Raw genomic sequence first — 23,639 nt, forward strand, 5'->3', positions numbered from 1 at the left:
GCTGTGCCATGAAATCCATTTCTCCCCCGGTACTTTCGTCGGTCATCTGAATGCCTGCCGCAGCTGCGCTGCGCCTGCCGAACCCGTCCTCAATACATGCTGTAGTTGTAGTCGTAGCTGCGCAGCCACAGGCGCGGGCGCCTGCCGTCCTCGAAGTGCAACTGCAACAGGTTGGGGCGCGGGTTGGCGCTGTCCACCACCACTTCGTTGTCGGCCTCGGGCGAATCCACTTCCGTCACCGCGAAACGCTGGAACACGTGGGTCAGCGCGGCTTCCGTGGTCCTGGGTCGGTAGTCGTCGTCCAGCAGCAGCCGCGGCCTGTCGAGGTGGTCCTGGTGCAGCCAGTACCACACCCCTTCGCCCGGTACTCCGGGCCTGGCCCCGGGGTTGCCGCCATCGCCCCAGGGGCCCAGCGGTTCACCGGGCGTGGCGCCCGCAGGGTCCCACGCGAATGCGCCCAGGCCATCGCCGACCTCGACGAACACGGCCAGACTGCGGTCGTAGCGGGCGCGCACCGCGGCAGACAGGATGGTATCGATCCCGTCGGGCCCTTTGCGCTCGTAGCCCCACTCGGGCCCCAGCAGCAGGTCGGTGACCGTGCACATCGCAGCGGCCGACAGGAAATAGGAGTCGTTGACTTCGATCCGCCAGTCGCCCAGAACCTTCACCAGCGGGGGCAGCGACACCCCCAGCTGTTTCTCGAGGTCTGCGAAAGCGGCCTTGGCGGGCTTCTTCCTGGCTCCGCCATCGCCTGCCTTGACACTGACCGCAAGCTCCAAGCTTTTTTCCAGGCCGCGGATGCGCTCGATCCAGGGCTTGCCCTGGTCGTACAGAGGTGCCGACAAGGGGCCGATGTCGCGCACCGTCCAGGTCCTGTCGAACGGCACGGCCTTGCCCTGCAGCGTCGCGTCGCCCTTGAGCCCTATGCGCTTGATGCCTGCAGGCAGGGAGAACACCAGCGCCGGGCGCCTGGGAAGGCCTTCCACCTGGACCTTGTGGTCGAGCCTCGCGACCACCTTGCCATCGACCAACACATCGGCGGCCACCGTGTCGCCGACACGGGCCCAGGGATGGATGCCAGCCCTGCCGGCGGTGGCGGCCTGCGCAGCCGCCGCTGCCATGCCCGGAATGGCGCCCGCGACGATGGATGCCGATATGCCCGCCAGAATGCTTCGCCGCTGCGCCATGGAATCCCTTTCCCTCCATTTGTGATGGTGGGATTGTAGGAATGCGCAACGGGCTGCAAACGCGCTACGGCGACCCGCAAAGTAACCAGCTGTGAACGGTAAAGCGCCGTCTACAACTGAGACTCCAGCAACGCCGCCATCCGCTCAGCGAGCTTTTCCCTGAGCGGCCTCTTCCGCCACTCCTCGTAGGTCACGCGCCGGGACTTTGCCAGGTCCTCCTCGAACACGCGCGTCTGGCGCTCGGCGAATGCCGAGTCGTAGACATTGAGGTTGGCCTCGTCGTTCAAGCGGAAAGACCGGTTGTCGAAATTGGTGGAGCCCACCGACACCATGCGCTGGTCCACGATCATGACCTTGCAGTGGTACATGCTGGGCTGGTACTCGTAGATCTCGGCACCGGCCGCCAGCAGCGGGCCCCAAGTGGCGCGCGAGGCGGCTTTCACGGTCTCGGTGTCGGTGTACGGGCCGGGTGTGATGAGGCGGATGCGCACACCGCGCTTCAAGGCATCGAGCATGAGCTGGCGCGTGAGGTCGTCGGGCACGAAGTAGGCCACCGACAGGTCCAGGCTGCGCTCGGCCGCGGTGATGGCCATGTGGTACATGAGCTGCATGCTCTCACTGCCGCTCGACGGCGAGCTCGAGAACATCTGCGCGCGCTGGTTGCCCTGCGGTGCAATGGGCGGGAAATACGCATCCCCATGCACCACCTTGCCCGTGACCTTGAGCCAGTTGTCCAGGAAGGTGGCCTGCATCTGCGCCACCGCGGGGCCACGCACCTGGTAGTGCGAGTCGCGCCAGTGGTCGGGGTCCTGGGCATTGCCGGTCCACTCGGGCGCGATGCCCACGCCGCCGGTGAAGCCCACCTGCCCATCCACCACAAGCAGCTTGCGGTGGGTGCGGTTGTTCATGCGCGCCAGGTTGTACCAGTGCGGCTTGTGGAACTTCTCGACCAGCACGCCGGCCTCCCGCATCTCGGTGAGGTAGCTTTCTTCCATCTTGGCACTGCCCACCCAGTCGAGCAGCACATGCACTGGCACGCCCGCGCGGGCGCGCTCGGCCAGGGCATCGGCGAACTGCTTGCCGATGTCACCGGACCAGTAGATGTAGGTCTCGAAGGCCACGCTCTTTTGCGCCGAGCGGATGGCCGCGAGCATGGGCGGAAAGATCTGGTCGCCGTTGATCAGCTCCTTGACCTCGTTGCCGCCCAGGATGCCCGGGCCCAGCAGGCTGCCCATGGCCCGTTCGAACTGCGGGCTGGCACTGCTGTACAGGCGCGGCAACTGGTGCTGGATCTTTTTCTCGCCAGCCGTGAAATTGAGTGCGAAAAGCACGAGGGCGGCCGTGGCCACGAAGGTGAGGAGCGCGATGCGCACGGTGCGACCGGGTTTGGGCATGGCGCGATTGTTGGAGAGCCCCCGAGGACCCCATGTAGGCCGAATTCCCCAGATGACGCGGCACAATGGCGCCTGTTGTCTGCTTGCGCCATGCACCACCACGCCCTTCACGCCTCCCTCCCCACCGTTGCACCGTTGATGTCCCGGCGCACTGCCCTGCTCGCCGCTGGCGGCAGCCTGCTGGCCCTGCATGCGCCGGGTGCGCACGCCAAGGCACAGGCCACCACAGCTGCCGCCCCCACGGTATGGCCGCAGGCACTGCAGGTGCCGGGCGGCGTGGCCCGCCTGTCGCTGGGGCCGGCGGCAACGCGGCCGGTGGTGCACACCCCCGGGGCCAAGGGCGAGCCGCTGCCCGTGCTGGTGGTGGGCGATGCCATCGAATGGACGGCCGTGGTGGGCATCCCGCTGTCCGCCACGCCCGGGCCCGCACACGCCACCCTGCAGCCGGCCGGTGGTGGCGCAGCGCGGCAGTTGCCCTACACCGTGGCGCCCAAGAAGTACAAGGAGCAGCACCTCACCGTATCGCCGCGCACGGTGGACCTGTCGCCCGAGGACCAGGCCCGCTATGAGCGCGAGCGCGACCACCAGGCCCTGGTGATGGCCACTTTCACCGAGCAGCCCGCCGGCAAGGCGCTCGATTCGCTGCGCATGCGCGTGCCGGTGCCGGGGCGGCGCTCCAGCTCGTTCGGGCTGCGCCGGGTGTTCAATGGCCAGGCGCGCAATCCGCACAGCGGCATGGACATCGCCGCCCCCACGGGCACGCCCATCCTGTCGCCGCTGCCGGCGCGCGTGATCGACACCGGCGAGTACTTCTTCAACGGCGGCACGGTGTGGCTGGACCACGGCCTGGGCCTGCTGTCCATGGTGTGCCACCTGAGCGCCATCGACGTGAAGGTGGGCGATGTGCTGGCCACCGGCCAGCGCCTGGGCGCCGTGGGCGCCACCGGCCGCGTGACGGGCCCGCACCTGCACTGGGGCGTGATGCTCAACCGCACCATGGTGGACCCCGCCCTCTTTGTTCCCGCCGCATGATGGCGGCGCACGCCTGCCAGAGCACCCGCATGAAACACCCCCATCCAGCCCGGCAGGCCAAACCTGCCCCATCGGCCCGGGCCGCTGCGCGCCTGGCCATGGCATCCGCTGCCGTGGCACTCCTGTGCACAGGCTGCGCCGTGGTCACCGTGGCCGATGCCGCCGTGAGCGTGGCGGCCACCACCGTGAAGGTGGGGGCCAAGGTGGTGGGCGCCACGGTGGACGTGGGCGCCGCCGGGGTGAAGGCGGTCACGGGCGGCAGCAGCGACTGAGCGCCCGCCGCGCCCCTCGTTTCTCCAACCCAGCCGGCCGACCCGCACATGCGCGGCGCGGGCTTGCGCACACGGTAGTCCTTGCAGCCACCACGCCTGCCCAGCGGCGGGCAGGCTGTTCCAATCCCGTTGCATTGGCAGTATGTGAATGCGAATACGGAGCAGTTGTACTTGACACACCTACTTGCTTCTCATTACATTTACCCCTGATTGCAAATCAGTTGCACTACCCTTATCGCTTACCCAGCCACACCAAGGGCAGGTGCAGGCGCGCCACAACGCGTTCCGGCATCTCCTGCTCTTTCCATGAAGTTGTGCAAAGAGCACATTTGGCACCACGTTAACCGCCGAAGATGTTGCGTTGATGCATCGCAGCGGCTTGGGGCACATAGTTATCCAATGTAACATTCTTGGGTAGACAGCGCCTGGCCAGCCACCCGAATGCGCGCCCTGCCAGCCACTGGCGTCTTGCCCGTCACACCGTTTTTCTTATCCATCTGGAGGCCACTTTGGCAAAACAACCCGCAAAGCGGGGCAGCAAACTGCGCCCGCAACAACCGTCCCGCCCCGCAACGGCTGCCATCGCACCGGCCAGCGACAAGGCTTTGCTGCCCCTGGGCGCGCTGATGCTGGCCGCCTCGGTCAGCAGCTGGGCGCAGACCGCCACGCCCGAGGCCACCATGGGCACGGTGACGGTCAAGGAAGCCGCCGAAGTGCAGTCCAAGGACCAGTTGCAGACCAAGAAGACCCAGATCGGCAAGGGCACGCAGGACATCCGCGACATTCCCCAGTCGCTGACGGTGATGACCGAGCGCCTGATGGACGAGGCCAAGCTCGATACCCTCAAGCAGGCCCTGCACTACACCTCGGGCATCACCTTCGCGGCCACCGAGAACGGCACGGACCAGGACATCCGCCTGCGCGGGTTTTCCGTGTCCACCGTGGGCGACCTGATGATCGACGGCATGAAGGACCCCTCGCAGTACGAGCGCGACACCTTCAACTACGACCGCATCGAAGTGCTGCGCGGCTCGGCCTCCATGCTGTTCGGCCGGGGCTCCACCGGCGGCGTGGTCAACCAGGTCAACAAGAAGCCGCTGCTCTTGGACCAGTATGAGCTGGAAGCCACCTACGGCACCGACAGCGTGCTGCGCACCACGGCCGACCTGAACAAGCTGCTGGGTGAAGACGCGGCCTTCCGCCTGAACCTGATGCACACCAAGGGCGACAACCACGGTGCCAAGATCGACAAGTACGGCATCGCCCCCACCGTGAGCGTTGGCGTGGGCACGCGCAACGAGTTCTCGGTCGGCCTGTTCCACCTGAATTCGGACAACGTGCCATGGGCCAACCTGCGCTACCTGCAGGGCACGGCCCCCACGCTGATCAACCCCAAGAACTTCTACGGCACGCAGAGCGACTACCTGCGCGGCAAGGCCACCTACGCCATGGCCTCGTGGATCCACCGCTTCGACGACGGCAGCGAGCTGACCACCCAGCTGCGCGCCGGCACCTTCGACCGCTCGCAGTGGGGCACCACGGCAGGCTACGGCACCACGGGCGGCGCCGCCACCACCTGGGCCAACCTGAACGGCAGCACCCTCCTGACCAGCGCCGGCCTGAGCCCGCGCGCCGACACGCACGAAGGCGTGTACGCCCAGACCAACTACACCACCAAGGCCAACTGGGGCGGCATGAAGCACGAGCTGATGGCCGGCATCGACGCCAGCCAGGAAAAGGCCTTCTTCAACGTGGCCCTGGGCCAGCCCGGCACCAACTACAACAAGGGCAACACCACGGTGGGCACGCCGGACGACGGCCGCACCACCGCCTTGTCGCCCTCGTACCGCTACGACCAGAACTACGACTCCACCTCGGTGGGCGCCTATGTGCAGGACCTGGTGCAGATCGCCCCGCACTGGAAGCTCTTGGGCGGCCTGCGCTGGGACCGCGTGAGCTCCACGCCCGAGCGTGACGCCTACGCCAACAACGTGATCACCCACGAGACCACGCGCCTGCGCTACAACTCGCTGTGGAGCCAGCGTGTGGGCGTGCTGTTCCAGCCGAGCGACACGGCCTCCTACCACTTCTCGTACAGCACCTCGTTCAACACCTCGGCCGACACGTACCGCTTCACCACGCAGCAGACCGCCAACACCGACGCGGAAAAGAGCCGCAACTTCGAGCTCGGCGCCAAGCTGGACTGGCTGGGCGGCAACCTGTCCACGCGCGGCGCGATCTTCCGCACCGAGAAGTACAACGAGCGCACCACCGATGCCGACTTTGCCGGCACCGCTTACCTGCTCAACGGCAAGCGCCACGCCGCCGGCGTCGAGCTGGACGTGGTCGGCCGCATCAACCCGCAGTGGGACATCTATGCGTCGTACACCTGGATCCCCGTGGCCACCATCGACAAGACGGGCAGCGCCGCAGCCAACACCATCGGCCAGCGCGTGGGCCTGACGCCCAAGCACAGCGCCAGCGTGTGGCTGGGTTACCAGGCCAATACCAAGCTGCGCGTGGCCGGCGGCGTGCGCGGCGTGAGCGAGAACCGTCCCGTGAGCGGCACCACCGGTGCGGCCTCGGCCACGGCGTACGCCCAAGGCTATGTGGCCCTGGACCTGATGGCGCAGTACAACTTCACCGAAAGCCTGTATGCCAAGCTGAACATCACCAACGCGACCAACCGCAGCTACGGCGACCAGCTGTACCCCGGCTTCGTCACGCTGGGCGAGCCGCGCAACATCCGCGTGACCGTAGGCACGCGCTTCTGAGCGACTGCCCTACCATTGGCCCCACCCGAGACACCGACACCCGCCATGCTGCTGCACATCCCGAACCTCCTGAACGCCGACGAACTGCGGGGCGCCCAGGAACTGCTTCGGGATGCGCCGTGGCATGACGGGCGGGCCTCGGCCGGGCCGCAGGCGGCGCAGGCCAAGAACAACGAGCAGCTGCCCGAGCAGTGCGAGGCGGCGCAGGCCCTGCGCCAGCTGCTGCTGCGCGGGCTGGAACGCAGCCCGCTGTTCTTCTCGGCCGCCCTGCCCAAGACCATTTCGCCCCCCATGTTCAACCGCTATGGCGGGGCGGCCAATGCCTTCGGCAACCATGTGGACAGCGCCGTGCGCTTTTTGCCCGACGGCAAGGGGCGCGTGCGCACCGACATCTCGTGCACCGTGTTCCTGAGCGCCCCCGAAGACTATGACGGCGGCGAGCTCGTCATCGAAGACACCCACGGCCCCCAGCGCGTGAAGTACGCCGCCGGCGACATGGTGGTCTACCCCGGCACCAGCGTGCACCGGGTGGAGCCCGTCACGCGCGGCCAGCGCCTGGCCGGCTTCTTCTGGGTGCAGAGCATGGTGCGCAGCGACGAGCAGCGCCGCCTGCTGTTCGACATGGACCAGCACCTCACCCAGCTGCGCGGCAGCGTGGGCGATGCATCGGGCGCCATCGTGGGCCTGACCGGCACGTACCACAACCTGCTGCGCATGTGGGCCGACGTGTAGGCTGGGCACGCATGTCCACCCCTCCCACCCCCGCCCTGCAGCAGGTGCCTGCGCACATCGTCTCGCTCGACGACCATGAGCGCCATGCGCGCACCCTGCTGGACGACAACGCCTGGGCCTACTTCGCAGGCGGTGCAGCCGACGAGATCAGCCTGCGCGCCAACCGCAGCGCCTGGGATGCGCTGCCCCTGTGGCCGCGCGTGCTGCGCCCCCTGGCAGGCGGCCACACGCGCGTGGAACTGTTGGGCCGCACGCTGGCGCACCCCGTGCTGCTGGCGCCCGTGGCCTTCCAGCGCATGGCCCATGGCGATGGAGAACTGGCCACGGCCTACGCGGCCGCCGCGCTGGGCGCCGGGCTGGTGCTCAGCACCCAGTCCACCCTGCCGCTGGAAGCCGTGGCCCAGGCCGCACTCAGCGACGAGGGCCGGGGCCCGCTGTGGTTCCAGCTGTACCTGCAGCACGACCAGGGCTTCAACCGCGCGCTGGTGCAGCGGGCCGAGGCCGCAGGCTACGAGGCCCTGGTGCTCACCGTGGACGCCCCCTCCAGCGGCGCACGCGACCGCGAGCGCCGCGCCGGCTTTCGGCTGCCGCCCGGCATGGGCGCGGTGAACCTGGCGCAGTTGCCCCCGGCCCCGCGCCCGGCACTGCAGCCCGGCCAGAGCGCGATGTTCGACGCCCTGCTGCACCAGGCGCCCACCTGGGACGATGTGGCCTGGCTGCAGTCCATCACCCGGCTGCCGGTGCTGCTCAAGGGCGTGCTGCACCCTGCCGACGCCCGCCAGGCCGCCAGCCTGCAGGTGGCAGGGCTGGTGGTGTCCAACCACGGCGGTCGCACGCTCGATACCGCACCCGCCACGGCCGTGGCGCTGCCGCGCATCGTGCAGGCCGTGCAGGGCGGCATGCCCGTGCTGGTGGACGGCGGCATCCGCCGCGGCACCGACGTGCTCAAGGCCATGGCGCTGGGCGCCTCGGCCGTGCTGGTGGGCCGCCCTGCCGTGTGGGGCCTGGCCAATGCCGGTGCCGCCGGCGTGGCCCAGGTGATCCGCCTGCTGCGTGACGAACTCGAAATCGCCATGGCACTGACCGGCTGCAAGACCCTGGCCGACGCCACCCCCGAATTGCTGGGCCTGCCGCCTGCGCCTTCTCCATAAACACACCCCTTCTCCAGAAAGCTGCTCCACCATGAAGAAAACCATCGGCATCCTGCTCGCCACCGCGCTCGCGGCCTCGGCCGCCTTCGCGCAGACGGGCGAGCTCAACCTGTACTCGGCCCGCCACTACGCGACGGACGAGGCGCTGTACAACAACTTCACCAAGGCCACCGGCATCAAGATCAACCGCGTGGACTCCGACGACGCCGGCATCCTGGCGCGCCTGAAGGCCGAGGGCACGGCCTCTCCGGCCGACGTGATCCTGCTGGTGGACGCGGCCCGCCTGTACCGCGGCGAGGCGGATGGCCTGTTCCAGCCCATCCAGTCCAAGGTATTGAGCGATGCCATCCCGGCCAACCTGCGCAGCACGCCGGCGGCCGACGGCGGTATTTCGTGGTTCGGCCTGTCCACGCGTGCCCGCGTGATCGTCTACAACAAGATCAAGGTCAAGCGCGAGGATGTGGACACCTACGAGAAGCTGGGCGACCCGAAGAACAAGGGCAAGCTGTGCATCCGCTCGGGCTCGCACCCCTACAACCTGAGCCTGTTCGGCGCCGTGGCCGAGCACCTGGGCGACGCCGCCGCAGAGGCCTGGCTCAAGGGCGTGGTGGCCAACCTGGCACGCCCGCCCAAGGGCGGCGACACCGACCAGATCAACGCCGTGGCGTCCGGCGAATGCGAGATCGGCGTGACCAACAGCTACTACCTGGCGCGCATGATGCGCTCGGGCAAGCCCGAGGACGTGGCCGCCACCAACAAGGTCGGCGTGGTCTTCCCCAACCAGCAAAGCTGGGGCACGCACCTGAACATCGCCGGCGGCGCGGTCGCCAGGAATGCCAAGAACCGCGACAACGCCATCAAGTTCCTGGAATACCTGGCCAGCGCCGATGCGCAGAACTACTTCGCCAACGGCAACAACGAATGGCCGGCCGCCAAGGGCCTGGCCATCGACAACCCGGCCCTCAAGGCCATGACGGGCAACAAGCCCTTCAAGAGCGAGACCATCCCGATCAGCGCCGTGGGCGCCAACGTGACCAAGGTCCAGCAGATGCTGGACCGCGTGGGCTTCCCCTGATCCTCAGCCGCCCGGGCTTTTGTCGACCCGGGCGCTGCGCACACCACTGACCTGGCCGCGCACCACCTTCCAGAAGTTCCTGGTGCCTTCCACCAGGCGCCATGCCTTGGAGCGATGGGCCAGGACCCCCACCTCGGGCAGCACGTCGCGCAGGCTTTGGACGTTCAGGATCTTGGTGTACTTGCGGATCGTGCTCGGGCTGTGGATCAGCAGCATCACGCGCCAGCCGTAGTGGCGGCCCAGCACCAGCATGCCGATGGCGCTTTCGAGTTCGTCCAGGTCGCCATTGAATTCGTCAACGGCCCGGTCGATGATGGCCAGCAGGTCCTTGTCGGTCATGGGTTAGGCAGCAGGATAGGGGGCAGAGCCACCCGGAATGGGCGGACAGCGGCGCCAGTGTCTCACGGAAACCGCAATAACGATAATAAGAACCATTTAGCAGCAGCGCCGCACTGCGGCCAGGCCGGCAGAAAGGCCGCCTGCGGCAGCTATGCTCGGTGCTCACTTCGCCTGCCACAGCCCATGACCCCGCGCCTGATCCGCTTCAACAAACCCTATGGCGTGCTCAGCCAGTTCACCGCCGAGGGCAAGTGGCAGGGCCTCAAGGACTACATCGACCAGCCAGGCGTGTACGTGGCCGGGCGGCTTGACGCCGACAGCGAGGGCCTGCTGCTGCTGACCAGCGATGGCCCGCTGCAGGCCCGCATCGCCGACCCACGCTTCAAGATGGAAAAGATCTACTGGGTGCAGGTGGAGGGCCAGCCCGGTGAAGACGCCCTGGCGCAGTTGCGCAACGGCGTGCAGCTCAATGACGGGCCGACCCGCCCGGCCCGCGCCCGCCTGCTCGACCCTGCGCCGGCCGTGTGGGCGCGCACACCCCCCATCCGCGAGCGCAAGGCCATCCCCACGGCCTGGATCGAGCTGGCCATCCGCGAGGGCCGCAACCGCCAGGTGCGGCGCATGACGGCGGCGGTGGGCTTTCCCACCCTGCGGCTGGTCCGTGCCGCCATCGGGCCCTACACGCTCGATGGGCTGGCGCCCGGCACCTGGGCCGAGCAGGCTGTGCTGTAGCGCCCTCTTCTGGCGCTGAAATCCCGCAACGGGCCCCCGACGCGCCATTCAGGGTAATCCCGGATTTCCATAGTCCTCTAGAGAACTATAGTTCTCAGCATGCAAGCTTCCCCGCACCTGGCCCTGGTCGACACTTCCCCCGGCATGCGCCGCTATGCCTCGCTGGCCGCCGCCTTGCGCGCCCGCGTGGTGGCGGGCGAGTGGCCGCCGGGCAGCGCCCTGCCGTCCGAGAACCTGCTGGCCGCCGAGCACCAGGTGGCCCTGGGCACCATGCGCCGCGCGCTGGAGCTCTTGGTCGAGCAGGGGCTGATCGAGCGCATCCACGGCAAAGGCACCTTTGTGCGCCAGGGCCTGTCGGGCGGCTCCATGCTGCGCTTCTTCCGCTTTGGCGGTGGCAGCAACGAGGTGCCGCAATCGCGCATCCTGCTGCGCCAGAGCGTGCCGGCCACCGCTGTGGTGGCGCGCGCCCTGGGCGTGGGCCCGGGCGAGACCGTGCTGCGCCTGCTGCGCCTGCGCCTCTTGGCCAGCCAGCCCTGCCTGCTCGAAGACATGTGGCTGCCGCTGGACCTGTTCGCCCCGCTGGCCGACGACGAGCTGGGCGGCTGGGACGACCTGCTCTACCCCATGTTCGCGCGCCGCTGCGGCGTGCACGTGCACCGCGCGGTGGACCAGATCGGTTTTGGCGTGCTGACCGCTGCGCAGGCCGCCCAGCTGCGCCTGCAGGCAGGCCACCCCTGCGTGGCGGTGGAGCGCAATGCCTACGACCTTGCGGGTCGCTGTGTGGAATGGCGCACCACACGCGGCGATGCGCATGCCTTCCACTACTCCGTCACGCTGACCTGAGCCTCCACCCCTCTCTTTCGGACCACTGCAGGAGCCCCGCAACATGACGACCTCTTCGCCATCCTCCGCCTCCCTCCCACGCCGCCGCCTGCTGGTGCAGGCCGCCGGTGCCGCGCTGGCCGCGCCCTGGCTCGCGGCCGGCCATGCGGCCACGGTGGCCGGCGGCCGACCGATCACCCTGGTGGTGAGCTACCCCGCCGGCGGTGGCGCCGACCTGATCGCGCGCATCGTCGCGCCTCGCATTGCCGACGCGCTGGGCCAGAGCGTGGTGGTGGAGAACAAGCCCGGCGCCAGCGGCCAACTGGCCGCCACCCAGGTGGCACGTGCCACGCCCGATGGCAGCACGCTGCTGCTCGATGCCTCGTCCTTCGCGGTGAACCCCCCGCTGTTCCCCAAGCTGCCCTATGACAGTGCCAAGGCCTTCACGCCGCTGGCGGTGCTGGCGACCTTTCCCAACGTGCTGGTGTGCACGCCGGGCTTTGCGGCCAAGTCGGTCAAGGACGTGCTCCAACTGGCCAAGGCCAGGCCGGGCGAGCTGACCTATGCCTCCTCGGGCAATGGCTCGGCCCAGCACCTGGCGGGCGCCATGTTCGAGGGGCGCGCAGGTGTGCAGCTGCTGCACGTGCCCTACCGCGGCGGCGGCCCGGCCATGACCGATGTGATGGGCGGGCAGGTGCCGCTGTTCTTTGCCAACGTGGCCTCGTCGCTGGGCCACATCCAGGCCGGCAAGCTGCGCCCGCTGGCGGTGACCAGCATGGTGCGTGCCCGCTCGCTGCCCGAGGTGCCCACCATGGCCGAGGCCGGCGTGCCCGGCTACGAGGTGCTTGAATGGAATCCGCTGCTGGCGCCCGCCGGCATGGCGGCGGATACCAAGGCCACCCTGGTGGCCGCAGTGCGCAAGGCCCTGGCCGACCCCGAGGTGCTGGGCCGCGTGCGCCAGCTTGGCGGCGACGTGTTTGCCGATGCCTCGCAGCAGACAGCCGGCAAGTTCATCGCCGCGCAGCAGGAGCAATGGGCCAAGGTGGTGCGCGAGCGCAAGATTTCCGTGGGGTGAACTCCAGGAGCGTGTTCGCGTTCCAAGCGCGCACGCTTTGTGCATGCGCAGTTGATCGAAATGGCTTTTTCTTCCGCTTTGACCCCTCTCTCCCCTGCCCTGCCTTCGGGCTGGGACACCCATGTGCACGTCTTTGACCGTGCCGCCCCGGCGCAGGCCGGGCACTACGAGCCCGTGCACCGGCCGCTGGCCGACATCGAGGCGCTGGCCGCCGCGCATGGCGTGGGCCATCTGGTGCTGGTGCAGCCCAGCGTGTACGGCACCGACAACCGCGTGCTGCTCGATGCGCTGGCGCTGTCCCCTGGCCGCCACCGCGGCGTTGTGGTGCTGGACGGCGATGTGCCCGACGCCGAGCTCGACCGCATGCACGCGCTGGGCGTGCGCGGCGTGCGCTTCAACCTCGTCTCGCCCGTGGGCAATGGCCCCGAGACCATGAAGGCCCTGGCCCCGCGCCTGGCCGAGCGGGGCTGGCACGTGCAGTGGTACGCCAGCCCCGAAGACCTGGCCACCATCGTCCACCTGCACCAGGGCACGCCCGTGGCCTGCGTGCTGGACCACCTGGCCGGCCTGCACGGCCTGCTGCCGGCCGACGACCGCGCCTGGCAGGCCCTGGCCAAGCTGGCCGGGCAAGGCGCCTGGGTCAAGCTCTCGGGCTGGTACCGGCTGCAGGCCAGTGCGCCCTACGGCCTGCTGCACCCGGCCATCACCCGCGTGGCCGCACACATGGGCGAGCGCCTGGTCTGGGGCTCGGACTGGCCGCACACCTCGTTCGCGCCCGACGCGCTGCCGCGCTATGCCAGCGTGTGGGAGCCGGTGGTCAACGCGCTGGGCCACGAGGCGGCGCTGCGCATCCGCGATGCCGGGGCCAAGCTGTACAGCTGACGTGGCCCTCAGCATCTCGCGAGGTATGCGGCATTGCCTTTCCGGATGCAACGTACCGTCGGCTGCCCGCAGCAACGGGCACACGGCAGGCCAGTGCCACCGTGGAACTGGCTTTGCCAGGCCCCTGGTGGCGTCCCCCTCGGGGGAAGGCGCGAAGCGACTCAGGGGGGCCTATTCATTCACCTGGGCCGCCTCATCGATCACCAGGTAGCGCTTGACCAGGTCGAAGAAGCTTTCGTAGAAGGTGTCCGTGGTGATGGTCTCGCTGCCCACGCGCACCAGCGACTCGCTGCTCGACGAGAACGGCAGCGACACGGACCCGATGGCCCCCACGCCCAGGCTGGCCGAGTTGTTGGTCTTGCGCAGCGCAAAGCTGTCCTGGATGGCGGTGACGAAGCCCAGGCTGATCTTGCCGGTGGGCGACTCGGGCACGCAGACCACGCGGATCACCATCTGCATATGCGTCTCGGCGCCGGGCTGGAAGTTCTTCTTGCCCTCCACCAGTTCGGCCGAGCTGGTGTTGATGATGTAGCCCTGGCTGAGCAGCGCCCGGCGCGATGCCTCGCAGGTCTGTGCCGGGGTGGCATCGAACAGGCGCGAGTAGGTGGCCAGCGAGCCGAATTTCTCCTGCGGCGCCTGGGGGCCCTGCGGGCCGCTGGGCAGGGCTGCGCAGCCCGTCAGGAACAGCGTTGCTGCACCCGCCAGCACCAGGGCCAGCGGGCGGAGCGAGCGGAAGAACAAAGGCAAAGCGGGGCAAAGGGACTGGCGCGGGGACATCGGCGGATTCAAAGGCAGCACTCCGAAAGGGCAGGCATCGGCAGGCGGGTGTCGCTGTGAGACCCAGGGCGGGCCGGTGGTTCCCGGCATTCTAGAAATGAAACCCATTGAGGAGATGACATGCTCATTTCCAGTATCCAGGCGACTGCTGGCCTGCACTATCCATGCCACATGATGCCATGCCGCTCTCATTTCGATAGCCAGCCAGCCGCTGTCCGCGATGTTTGGTGGTGATTGTTACAAATCCCTTCCCAAGTGGCACGGGGCGATGCTGCATAGCAGCACAGTTACACATCCCGACATACAAAAAACCAATTACTACAAATACACTACACGCCATTGGGCCGGCGGCACCCTATGGGAGGGGCTGAACAAGGAGCCCGGGAGGACCGCGCCAGCGTGCGCGGTGAAGGACGAACTACGTGAACACCAAAGCCGGACCACCATCGCTTTCGCTGTCCCTGGAACCCATCGACAAGGAAGGCGCCGCCGCTGCGGCTCCCTCCGCCGCCACAGGGCGCGTCTGCGCCCGCTGCAAATACACCCGCCAGTCCAGCGACACGGCACCCGACTGGCAGTGCCCCAGTTGCCAAGTGGCCTACGACAAGGTGGATCCCCCCAAGCCTGCAGAACCCAAGGCCGCCGAAGCACCGGCCCCGGCGCCCGCCCCCTACATAGGCAAGGCCGCCCGGGCGCGCGCAGCCGCTGCAGAGGCGGCTGCCGCCGAAGCCGAGGCCAAGAAGAAGGCCAAGGCGCGCAAGAAGACTTCGCGCGAGCTCCCCACGACCTGGATCGGCCTGGGCCTGGCCGTGGTGCTGGTCCTGGGCCTGGTGGGCTGGAAGGTCCAGGCCGACAAGGCCCGCGCCCAGGAGCGCGCCGCCAAGATCGAAGCCGATGCCCGCGCCGCCGAAGTGGCGGCCCAGAAGGCCGCCCAGGAACAGCAGGCGCGCATGCAAGCCCTGGAGAAACAGGCCCGCCGCAGCAGCGAGGGGCCCGAGGCGGTGAAGGAACTGCAGGCCCTGGCGGAAAAGGGCGACCTGCGCGCCATGCTGGTGCTGGGCACCACGCTGCGCGATGGCCGCGGCGTGGCCAAGGACCCCGAGCAGGCCATCCAGTGGCTGACCAAGGCATCCAATGAAGGATTGGCCCTGGCCAGCGTACAACTGGGCTACAGCTATGAACGTGGCCTGGGCGTGACCCAGCAGGCCGAACAGGCCGAGAACCTGTACCAGCGCGCCGCGCGCCAGGGCGACCCCTCGGGCCTGTACAGCCTGGGCCTGCTCTACTCCACCGGCCTGGACAACGTGGGCCGCCGCCCCGTGGCGGCCCACATGCTGCTCGACCTGGCGCAGCGCGCGCACAAGGAGCAGCAGCAGGACGACACGCTCGTGCCGCCCAACCGCGGCGCCTTCTGGGCGGCCGGCACCATGCGCCGCCTGGCGCCCAGCATGAGCATCGTGGAAGTGGCCGAGGCCAAGCGCCTGGCCGACGCCTGGAAGCCGGGGCAGCCCTTCGGCTTCTGACCCCCGGCGGAGCTCTGGAGTGCCGGCTCTAAAGCCGACCTGCTGAGCGGCAGATTACCGGCAGATACAGGCAGCGGGGCGCGGCAAGGGTAAAGTGCAGGCCCTTGCCTTGGCCGTGCACCCCGTTGCACGTCCTGCTTTTTCGCTTCTTCTGCCCCTCTCCCCATGTCCAATCTCATCGTCCACGGCGGTACGCCCCTGCGTGGCCGCATCACCCCGTCCGCCAACAAGAACGCCGTGCTGCCGGTGCTGTGCGCCACCCTGCTCACGCGCGAGCCGCTGCGCCTGCATGGCGTGCCCGACATCACCGACGTGCGCAAGATCCTCGACATCTTCCGCATGCTGGGCAGCAGCGTGCAGATGGACCAGGCCACGGGCACCCTGAGCCTGCACCATGAACACACGGTGTTCGACCCCGCACAGCACCGCCTGCCCGAGGAGATGCGCTCGTCCATCATGCTCATCCCGCCGCTGCTGGCGCGCTTTGGCGTGGCGCGGCTCGAAGACAACGTCAAGGGCTGCACCCTGGGCGTGCGCGAGATCGACCCGCATGTGGAAGTCTTCCAGCGCTTTGGCGGCAGCGTGGAGCGTGCCGAGGGCTCGCTGCTGGTGCGCAGCAGCCACCAGGGCGCGCTCACGCCCACGGACCACTGGCTCGACTACGCCTCCGTCACCACCACCGAGAACTTCGTGCTCTGCGCCGTGGCGGCCAACGGCACCTCCACGCTGACCAACGCGGCGTCGGAGCCGCATGTGCAGGAGTTCTGCCGCTTCATGGTGATGCTGGGCGCGCGCATCGACGGCATCGGCACCTCGCGCATCACGGTGCAGGGCGGCGCGGCGCTGGGCGGCGGCGAGTTCCGCTTCGACGAGGATTTCCACGAGATCACCACCTTCCTGGCCCTGGGCGCGATCACCGGCGGCGACGTGATCGTGCGCAACAGCGCGCCTGGCAACTTCCCGCTGATCGACCGCACCTTCGCCAAGTTCGGCGTGGTGGTGACACACGAGGACGGCTGGTCGCGCGCGCACTGCCCCGGCCCGCTCAAGGTGCAGACACCGTTCACGAGCAATGTGCTGACCAAGGTCGAGGCCGCGCCCTGGCCCTACTTCCCGGTGGACCTGCTGCCCATCTTCATCGCCCTCGGGGTGCGCGCGCAGGGCAACTGCATGTTCTGGAACAAGGTCTACGACGGCGCGCTGGGCTGGACCGGCGAACTCTCCAAGTTCGGCGCCCACGTGTTCTCGTCGGACCCGCACCGCCTCATCACTTTCGGCGGCAACCCTCTGAGCCCCGCACTGGTGGAGAGCCCCTACATCATCCGCGTGGCGATTGCCCTGTTCATGGTTGCGGCCAGCATCGAGGGGCGCTCGGAGATCCGCAACGCCGCCCCCATCCGCCGCGCCCACCCGCGCTTCGTGGAGAACCTGCGCAGCCTGGGCGTACAGGTGGAGTGGACCAGCGAAGATTAGGGCAACGCCAAACCAAGTCCCTCGCGCGCCGCGCGCCCCGCTTTGGGCGGTCTGCGGCGTTGCAAATACTCGCCATAGCACAGGCTATGGCTGCGCTTTGCGCCTGGCAGCCCATCCCAAATCAGGGCACGCGCCATCGCGAAGACTTGATTTTGCGTTGCCCTAGCTCAGCGCCGCCGGAACCAGAGCACCACGCCGAGGAACACCACGCCCGTGAGAATGGGCGACCAGGACATCAAGAGTTCGACCCACGTCGACTTGCGGATGCCCGACCAGACCTCGACCTGCACCCGGTCGATGCGCAGGTTGCGCGACGACTCGAACTCCAGCTGCGGGGCGGCCTTGCGGTCTTCCTTGAAGCTCACGCCCTTGGCTGCCCCCACCATGGACACCAGCTGCCCTGCGCGCGCGCCCTTGTGCACCAGCTCGGGTAGAAAGGAGATGGGCGAGGGCCCGTCGAACTGCAGGCTGGTCTGCCAGCGCGAGCCGGCATCGCCGTCGGCCAGCGCCACGCCCGAGACCTTGACGACGACGGTGAAGGGGTTCTTGCTGGTCGGCAGCGACAGCTCGTCACCGCGCCATCTTTCGGTGTTGGCGTAGATTCCCTTGCCCTTGTCGCCTGGCGTCTGGGCCTGCTTTTCCTGGAAGCGCTGGAACTTCGCCAGCGTCTCGGGCGACAGGTCGTAGATCTTTTCCAGCGTCTTGCCATAGGCGCCGGCTTCGTCCTTGGCCTGCCCCCCCGGCAGGGCGGCCACCAGCATCAGAAACGCCGCTGCAGCCCACAGCCACCCCCGGCCCGAACGGGCCACACCAATCTCGGTACGCATCACGGATATTTCCCCTCTTGCTCTGTTGTCGTTGCTTGTGCGCCCGGCCTCCCGTGCCGCGCTGCAGCGAAGTGTAGTAGGAGACAATGCGCCACTTTTTTTCCGCACCTGCCCATGCCCTTGCCTGCTGCCCTGCTCTGCCTCGTGGTCGCCATCAGCGACGGCGACACCCTCACCGCCCGCTGCGGCGCGCCTGGCGCCTACGAACGGATCAAGGTGCGCGTGGCCGCCATCGACGCGCCCGAACGCAGGCAGGCCTTCGGCCAGAAGGCGCGGCAGAACCTGGCGCAGATGTGCTTCAAGCGCCAGGCCACGCTGCAGCCCATCGAGGAGGACAGCTATGGCCGCACGGTGGCCAATGTGCGCTGCAACGGCGCCGACGTGGCCACGGCCCAGGTGGCCGCAGGCCTGGCCTGGGTGTACGCGCCGTATGCGGAGCACCACCCGCACCTGGCACCGCTGCAGCGCCGGGCACGTGCCGGGGGGGAAGGCCTGTGGGCCCAGAAGCGCCCGCTGGCGCCGTGGGACTACCGGCACCGGCACCAGAAGCCCTACTGAACCCCGCTACCGCAGCAACGCCAGCACCCCCTGCGGCAGTTGGTTGGCCTGCGCCACCATGGCCGAGCCGGCCTGCTGCAGGATCTGCTGGCGCGCGAGCGTGGCGGCCTCCACCGCGAAGTCGGCATCGAGCACGCGCGAGCGGCTGGCCGAGAGGTTTTCGCTGCTGTTCTGCAGGTTGGCCACGGCCGTTTCCAGGCGCGAGGCCTGGGCACCGATCACCGCGCGCTGGCCGTTGACGTAGTCGAGCGCCCGGTCCACCGCCACGATGGCCTGGGCCGGCGAGACCGTCACGTCCAGCGTGCTGCGCAGCCCCAGCGACGTCAGGCCCATGGCGCCTATCGATGTTTCCAGGGTCTGGTTGGCATTGGCCCCGATCTGGAAGACCTTGGTCGTCGTGCCGCCCTTGGACGTGGCAATGGTCTCGAAGGACTCGGCAAAGCCGTCGAGCACGTCGGTGCCCGAGCGGCTGCCGCTGTTGGGCACGGTGCTGGTGGCGGTCTTCGTCTCGCCGCCATCCACATCCTGCCCGCCGATGGCGCCGGTATCGGCATTGTTCAGGTCGAAGCCGCTGATGAAGGCCGCGCCGTTGGCGGCGAACTGCGTCTTGAAGTCGGCGGCGCTGGCAAACTGCCCCTGCGAGGCGTTGGCCAGCGCCTGGTCAAGCGTCGAACCCGGGTTGGCGCTCAGGTAGGTGAGCACATCCTTCACGCCCTCGCCGCCCGCACCCTTGATGCGGTTGTGCATGTAGCGCACGGCGGAATAGCTCGACGAGTAGAACTCGCTGGTGTTCGACGGGCCGTTGATGGCCGCCACCACGGCGGGCAGCCCGATGTTGGCGATGTCGCCCTTGACCCGCTCCTCCGCCCCCTGGATGAACTCGGCCGTGCCCTCGGCAAACCACAGGTTGTTGGTGGTGATGTCCTGCCAATTGGTGCTGCGCGCCATCACTGCGTGCACCATCTCGTGCGCGATGATGCGGTCGTTGTAGTAAGGCGCGTTGCCCCCGTCGGGGAAGTTGGGCGGCACGAAGTCGGCCATGTCCACCTGCAGCGTCAGGCCGGTGCCGCGCCCCTGGCCATCGAAGCCCGTGGCCTGCACGTAAGCGGCCACTCCGCCCGCCCCGTCGGTGTAGCCGGTGTACTTCACCGCCAGCGCCGCCCCGTCGGCCTTGATGCCGTAGAGCTTGCTGATCAGCGTTTCGCTGCTCTCCAGCCAGCTGCCCACACTGGTCATGCCGTCGAACACGGCCAGCAGCTTGGCATCGCCCACCAGGCTGCCCTGGCTGGGGTCGAACACGTTCATGCCGTTGAACTGGGCCGTGGTGGCGGTGCGGTCGATCTCGGAGGCCAGTTGCGCCACTTCGGCCTGGATGGCCTGGCGGTCGGTGGCGCTGTAGGTGCCGTTGGCGGCCTGCACGGCGAGTTCGCGAATGCGCTGCAGGCTCGACGCAATGGTGCTGATGGCGCCTTCGGCCGTCTGCAGCAGGGAAATGCCGTCGTTGGCATTGCGCGCCGCCTGGTTCAGGCCGCGGATCTGGCTGGTGAAGCGTTCGGAAATGGCCAGGCCGGCTGCATCGTCCCGGGCGCTGTTGATGCGCAGGCCCGAGGACAGCCGCTGCACGGAAGTCGCCAGCGCGTTCTGCCCCACGCTCAGGTGGCGCTGCGCGCTCAGCGTCATCACATTGGTGTTGATCATCAACGCCATGGCATGCCCGAAGAAGAACTCCTGACCGATCGAACAGGCAGGGCTGCGCATGCGCCGCCGCCGCCAGGGCCGGCCCCATGCCAGCCCCTTGTTTCTGGGTTATCGGCGGATGTAACAGGAACTTTTGCAAGACTTTCAGCTGGCGCCTGCGCCGCGTCCCCGGAAGTCGCCGAGCAGGCCGGGCGCAAAGCCGGTAGCATCGGGGCCCTGGTAAAAACCCTGATTTCCCGGCGCCAGGCGGGAACCCTTGGGGTTTCGCCCCACACGCCTCCCGCGCCCGCACTTTCCCGCTGCTCCTCGCCTGTGTCCGAACCGTCCCCGACCTCCACGCCCCTGCCAGCAGGCCAGCCGGCCCCCAGCGTCTACCGCCACGGCGGCTTCCTGGCGTTTCTGTCCGCCCGCCTGATCGCCGTATTCGCCACCCAGGTGCAGGCCGTGGTGGTGGCCTGGCAGGTGTACGACCTCACGCGCGAGCCGCTGGCCCTGGCCTACGTGGGGCTGGCGCAGTTTCTGCCCATGCTGTGCCTGCTGCTGCCGGCCGGCGACCTGATCGACCGCTTCGACCGCCGGCGCATCCTGGCCATCAGCTGGGCCGTGGGCGCTGCCTGCAGCGGCCTCTTGTGGTGGCTGTCGGGCCATGGCGCCACGGGGGTGAACGGCATCTACGCGGTGCTTGTGCTGTTCGGCTGCGCGCGCGCCTTCTCGGGGCCGGCCATGCAAAGCCTGCTGCCGCAGATCGTGCCGCGCGAGCAACTGGCCCAGGCCCTGGCCGCCAACAGCATGCTGATGCGCGCGGCCAGCATCGGCGGGCCGCTCTTGGGCGGCTTGCTCTACGCCGTGGGCGGGGGCGAGCTGACCTATGCGCTGTGCTTCGTCTGCTTTGCGCTGGGCGCCTGGCTGCTCACGCGCGTGGCCGTGCCCTACGCCGCGCCCCCCGCCGCGGCGCAGGGCAGCATGTGGCAGCGCTTTGGCGCGGGCATCGGCTTCATCCGCTCGCGCCCCATCATCCTGGGCACCATTTCGCTGGACCTGTTCGCCGTGCTGCTGGGCGGCGTGGTGGCCTTGCTGCCTATCTACGCGCACGAGGTCCTGCACGTAGGCCCTGCGGGCCTGGGCGCACTGCGCAGTGCCATGGCCGTGGGCGAGGTGGGCGCCGGCCTGTACCTGAGCATGCGGCCCTTCAACCGCAGGGTGGGCTCCACCATGTTCATCGCCGTGGCCATCTTCGGCGCCGCCAACCTGGTGTTCGCGCTGTCCACGCTGTTCTGGCTGTCGTTCGCGGCCCTGCTGGTCGCAGGGGCCGCCGACATGGTGAGCGTGTACATCCGCGGCGCGCTGGTTCAGTTCTCCACGCCCGACGAGATGCGCGGGCGCGTGAATGCGGTGAACATGCTGTTCATCGGCTCCTCCAACGAGCTGGGCGAGTTCCGCGCCGGCACCAGCGCGGCCTGGCTGGGCGTGGTACCCGCGGCCGTGCTGGGCGGCGTGTGCACGCTGGGCGTGGTGGCGGCCTGGGCCACGGTGTTCAAGCCCCTGCGCAAGGTCGACAAGTTCGAGGAAGCGGCACAGGCGCGGTAGCCTGGGAAAAAGCTACAAATGCAAACAACCCCGCGCGCATTTGTTTCGCGTGGGTAAAAGCCGCTGCGGGCCCTTGCCTTGCCTGGGCGGCAGGCGCAGCATGGCGGTCCGCCCTGACTTCAGCAGGGCACCTGGATGGATGCCGCACCATGCGCCAAGACCCTCTCGCCCCCTTTTCCACCCCGGCGATCAGCCGCCGCCAGTGGCTGGCCCTGGTCGCCCTGGGTGCATCGGCCAGCATGGTGCCCACTTGGGCCGCCGCGCCGCTGGCGCAGGCCGACATCCCCGATGACGCCCTGCGCGCGCGGCTGATGGACCGCATCACCTGGGGCAGCACCGCCCAGGGCGCACAGGCCATGTCCGCCATGGGCGCCCAGGCCTGGCTCGCGGACCAGTTGCGCGCACCTGCCAGCGCCCCGCTGCCGGCCGCAGCCCAGGCGCAGATCGACGCCATGGCCATCAGCCGCACCCCGTTCGAGGCCCTGGCCCTGCAGATGGAGCAGCGCCAGCGCGAGGCCCGCGCGCTGCCCACCGAGGACGAGCGCAAGGCCGCGCTGGAGGCCTGGCAGAAGGACATGCGCAACCTGCAGCGCGAGGCCGGCCAGCGCTTCGTGCTGCGCGCTCTGTACTCGCCGGCTCAGTTGCGCGAGAAGATGACCTGGTTCTGGATGAACCACTTCAACGTGTTTGCCGGCAAGGCCAACCTGCGTGCCGCCGTGGGCGACTACGAGGAGCGCGCCGTGCGCCCCCATGCGCTGAGCCGCTTTCGCGACCTGCTGGGTGCCACCACGCGCCACCCGGCCATGCTGCGCTACCTGGACAACGCGCAGAACGCGGCCGGCCGCATCAACGAGAACCACGCGCGCGAGCTGATGGAGCTGCACACCCTGGGCGTGGGCGGCGGCTACAGCCAGCAGGATGTGCAGGAGCTGGCGCGCGTGCTCACGGGCGTGGGCATCAGCCTGCGCCCGCTGGACGAAGAGCCCCCGCGCATGAAACCCGCGCTGCGCGCCCATTACGTGCGCCAGGGCTTGTTCGAGTTCAACCCCCAGCGCCACGACTGGGACGCCAAGACCCTGCTGGGGCAGCCCCTGCGCGCCCAAGGCCTGGCGGAGCTGGACGAGGCCCTGGACCGCCTGGCACGCCACAGCGCCACGGCCCGCTTCGTCACGCGCAAGATGGCCGTCTACCTGGTGGGCGACGCGCCGCCGCCCGCCCTGCTCGACGCCCTGGCGCGCAGCTTCGAGCGCACCGATGGCGACATCGCCGCCGTGCTGGCTACGCTGTTCCAGTCGGCCGAGTTCCAGGCCTCGCTGGGCCAGCGCTTTCGCGACCCGGTGCAGTACCTGCTGGCCGGCGCGCGCCTGGTGCATGGCGAGCAGCCGGTGCTGGCCAGCACCGATCCCCTGCTCAACTGGCTGCAGCGCCTGGCCGAGCCACTGTATGGCCGCGCCACGCCCGACGGCTACCCGCTCGATGCCGCCACCTGGTCGGGCTCGGGCCAGATGAGCACGCGCTTCGAGGCGGCCCGTGCGCTCGGTGCAGGCATTGCCGGCCAGGGCCAGCGCATGCCGCCACCGCTGCTGGCGCAGACGCCGTACCTGCGCCAGATCGATGCCACCCTGGCACCGGCCACGCGGGCCGCGCTGGTCCAGGCCCAGTCGCCGCGCGAATGGAACCTTTTGTTCCTTTCCTCACCCGAATTCATGCACGGCTGAAAGGACTCCGC

Annotated in this window: 21 protein-coding genes; 15 read left to right on the forward strand and 6 right to left on the reverse strand. The window is 68.7% G+C overall.

What is annotated here, in order from left to right; genetic code table 11:
- Window positions 1-89: 89 nt before the first annotated feature.
- Window positions 90-1,187 (reverse strand): hypothetical protein, encoded by a 1,098-nt coding sequence (locus AC07X5_RS29930; protein ID WP_494773101.1) that lies wholly within the window; start codon window positions 1,185-1,187, stop codon window positions 90-92.
- Window positions 1,188-1,297: 110 nt separating this feature from the next.
- On the reverse strand, window positions 1,298-2,581 hold the full coding sequence (locus tag AC07X5_RS29935) for a phospholipase D-like domain-containing protein (protein WP_494773102.1): 1,284 nt from the start codon (window positions 2,579-2,581) through the stop codon (window positions 1,298-1,300).
- A gap of 138 nt (window positions 2,582-2,719) precedes the next feature.
- On the opposite strand from AC07X5_RS29935, the gene AC07X5_RS29940 reads away from it, so the two are divergent.
- The 6 genes from AC07X5_RS29940 (at window position 2,720) to AC07X5_RS29965 (ending at window position 9,617) form a co-directional block, all read left to right on the forward strand.
- On the forward strand, window positions 2,720-3,613 hold the full coding sequence (locus AC07X5_RS29940) for a peptidoglycan DD-metalloendopeptidase family protein (protein WP_409959104.1): 894 nt from the start codon (window positions 2,720-2,722) through the stop codon (window positions 3,611-3,613).
- 29 nt (window positions 3,614-3,642) lie between these two features.
- Window positions 3,643-3,885, forward strand: coding sequence for a hypothetical protein (locus AC07X5_RS29945; protein WP_494773103.1), 243 nt, complete (start codon window positions 3,643-3,645; stop codon window positions 3,883-3,885).
- 509 nt (window positions 3,886-4,394) lie between these two features.
- Window positions 4,395-6,659 carry a TonB-dependent receptor gene (locus AC07X5_RS29950; protein WP_494773104.1) on the forward strand — a complete coding sequence of 755 codons (2,265 nt, stop codon included), beginning with the start codon at window positions 4,395-4,397 and terminating at the stop codon, window positions 6,657-6,659.
- A 45-nt stretch (window positions 6,660-6,704) separates the two neighbouring features.
- Window positions 6,705-7,391, forward strand: a complete 687-nt coding sequence (locus tag AC07X5_RS29955) for a Fe2+-dependent dioxygenase (protein WP_494773105.1) — start codon at window positions 6,705-6,707, stop codon at window positions 7,389-7,391.
- A gap of 11 nt (window positions 7,392-7,402) precedes the next feature.
- Window positions 7,403-8,542: an alpha-hydroxy acid oxidase gene (locus tag AC07X5_RS29960; protein WP_494773106.1), complete on the forward strand. Its 1,140-nt coding sequence runs from the start codon at window positions 7,403-7,405 to the stop codon at window positions 8,540-8,542.
- 31 nt (window positions 8,543-8,573) lie between these two features.
- Entirely contained in the window at window positions 8,574-9,617 is a 1,044-nt protein-coding gene (locus AC07X5_RS29965; protein WP_494773107.1) for an extracellular solute-binding protein, read from the forward strand.
- Window positions 9,618-9,620: 3 nt separating this feature from the next.
- Here AC07X5_RS29965 and AC07X5_RS29970 read toward each other — a convergent pair whose 3' ends face one another.
- The gene (locus AC07X5_RS29970) at window positions 9,621-9,956 is read right to left on the reverse strand and encodes a hypothetical protein (protein WP_409959114.1); all 336 of its coding nucleotides are present in this window, start codon (window positions 9,954-9,956) and stop codon (window positions 9,621-9,623) included.
- A 183-nt stretch (window positions 9,957-10,139) separates the two neighbouring features.
- Between AC07X5_RS29970 and AC07X5_RS29975 the strand changes: the two genes are divergently transcribed.
- The 4 genes from AC07X5_RS29975 to AC07X5_RS29990 all read left to right on the forward strand — a co-directional run bounded on the left by AC07X5_RS29975 (window position 10,140) and on the right by AC07X5_RS29990 (window position 13,467).
- Window positions 10,140-10,688: a pseudouridine synthase gene (locus AC07X5_RS29975; RefSeq protein WP_494773108.1), complete on the forward strand. Its 549-nt coding sequence runs from the start codon at window positions 10,140-10,142 to the stop codon at window positions 10,686-10,688.
- A gap of 99 nt (window positions 10,689-10,787) precedes the next feature.
- A complete protein-coding gene (locus tag AC07X5_RS29980) occupies window positions 10,788-11,531 on the forward strand; it encodes a GntR family transcriptional regulator (protein WP_494773109.1) in 744 nt (247 codons plus the stop codon).
- Window positions 11,532-11,574: 43 nt separating this feature from the next.
- Entirely contained in the window at window positions 11,575-12,585 is a 1,011-nt protein-coding gene (locus tag AC07X5_RS29985) for a tripartite tricarboxylate transporter substrate binding protein (protein WP_494773110.1), read from the forward strand.
- Window positions 12,586-12,645: 60 nt separating this feature from the next.
- Complete coding sequence (locus AC07X5_RS29990; protein ID WP_409959122.1) at window positions 12,646-13,467, forward strand: amidohydrolase family protein; 822 nt, start codon at window positions 12,646-12,648, stop codon at window positions 13,465-13,467.
- A 171-nt stretch (window positions 13,468-13,638) separates the two neighbouring features.
- Here AC07X5_RS29990 and AC07X5_RS29995 read toward each other — a convergent pair whose 3' ends face one another.
- Window positions 13,639-14,244 (reverse strand): DUF2242 domain-containing protein, encoded by a 606-nt coding sequence (locus AC07X5_RS29995; RefSeq protein WP_494773111.1) that lies wholly within the window; start codon window positions 14,242-14,244, stop codon window positions 13,639-13,641.
- A gap of 422 nt (window positions 14,245-14,666) precedes the next feature.
- Here AC07X5_RS29995 and AC07X5_RS30000 point away from each other — a divergent pair, with 422 nt between their 5' ends.
- Window positions 14,667-15,767, forward strand: coding sequence for a tetratricopeptide repeat protein (locus AC07X5_RS30000; protein ID WP_494773112.1), 1,101 nt, complete (start codon window positions 14,667-14,669; stop codon window positions 15,765-15,767).
- Window positions 15,768-15,932: 165 nt separating this feature from the next.
- Complete coding sequence (locus tag AC07X5_RS30005) at window positions 15,933-17,240, forward strand: UDP-N-acetylglucosamine 1-carboxyvinyltransferase (RefSeq protein WP_409959128.1); 1,308 nt, start codon at window positions 15,933-15,935, stop codon at window positions 17,238-17,240.
- A gap of 167 nt (window positions 17,241-17,407) precedes the next feature.
- Here AC07X5_RS30005 and AC07X5_RS30010 read toward each other — a convergent pair whose 3' ends face one another.
- On the reverse strand, window positions 17,408-18,067 hold the full coding sequence (locus AC07X5_RS30010) for a hypothetical protein (protein ID WP_494773113.1): 660 nt from the start codon (window positions 18,065-18,067) through the stop codon (window positions 17,408-17,410).
- A gap of 114 nt (window positions 18,068-18,181) precedes the next feature.
- On the opposite strand from AC07X5_RS30010, the gene AC07X5_RS30015 reads away from it, so the two are divergent.
- Window positions 18,182-18,625 (forward strand): thermonuclease family protein, encoded by a 444-nt coding sequence (locus AC07X5_RS30015; RefSeq protein ID WP_494773114.1) that lies wholly within the window; start codon window positions 18,182-18,184, stop codon window positions 18,623-18,625.
- Between the two features lie 6 nt (window positions 18,626-18,631).
- On the opposite strand, the gene AC07X5_RS30020 is transcribed toward AC07X5_RS30015, so the two are convergent.
- Entirely contained in the window at window positions 18,632-20,332 is a 1,701-nt protein-coding gene (locus tag AC07X5_RS30020; protein WP_494773115.1) for a flagellinolysin, read from the reverse strand.
- A gap of 303 nt (window positions 20,333-20,635) precedes the next feature.
- On the opposite strand from AC07X5_RS30020, the gene AC07X5_RS30025 reads away from it, so the two are divergent.
- Both AC07X5_RS30025 and AC07X5_RS30030 read left to right on the forward strand, forming a co-directional pair.
- Complete coding sequence (locus AC07X5_RS30025) at window positions 20,636-21,910, forward strand: MFS transporter (protein WP_494773116.1); 1,275 nt, start codon at window positions 20,636-20,638, stop codon at window positions 21,908-21,910.
- A gap of 149 nt (window positions 21,911-22,059) precedes the next feature.
- Entirely contained in the window at window positions 22,060-23,628 is a 1,569-nt protein-coding gene (locus tag AC07X5_RS30030) for a DUF1800 domain-containing protein (RefSeq protein ID WP_494773117.1), read from the forward strand.
- Window positions 23,629-23,639: the final 11 nt, after the last annotated feature.

It is taken from the genome of Acidovorax sp. GW458-11-26-14-TSB4 (assembly GCF_059423865.1).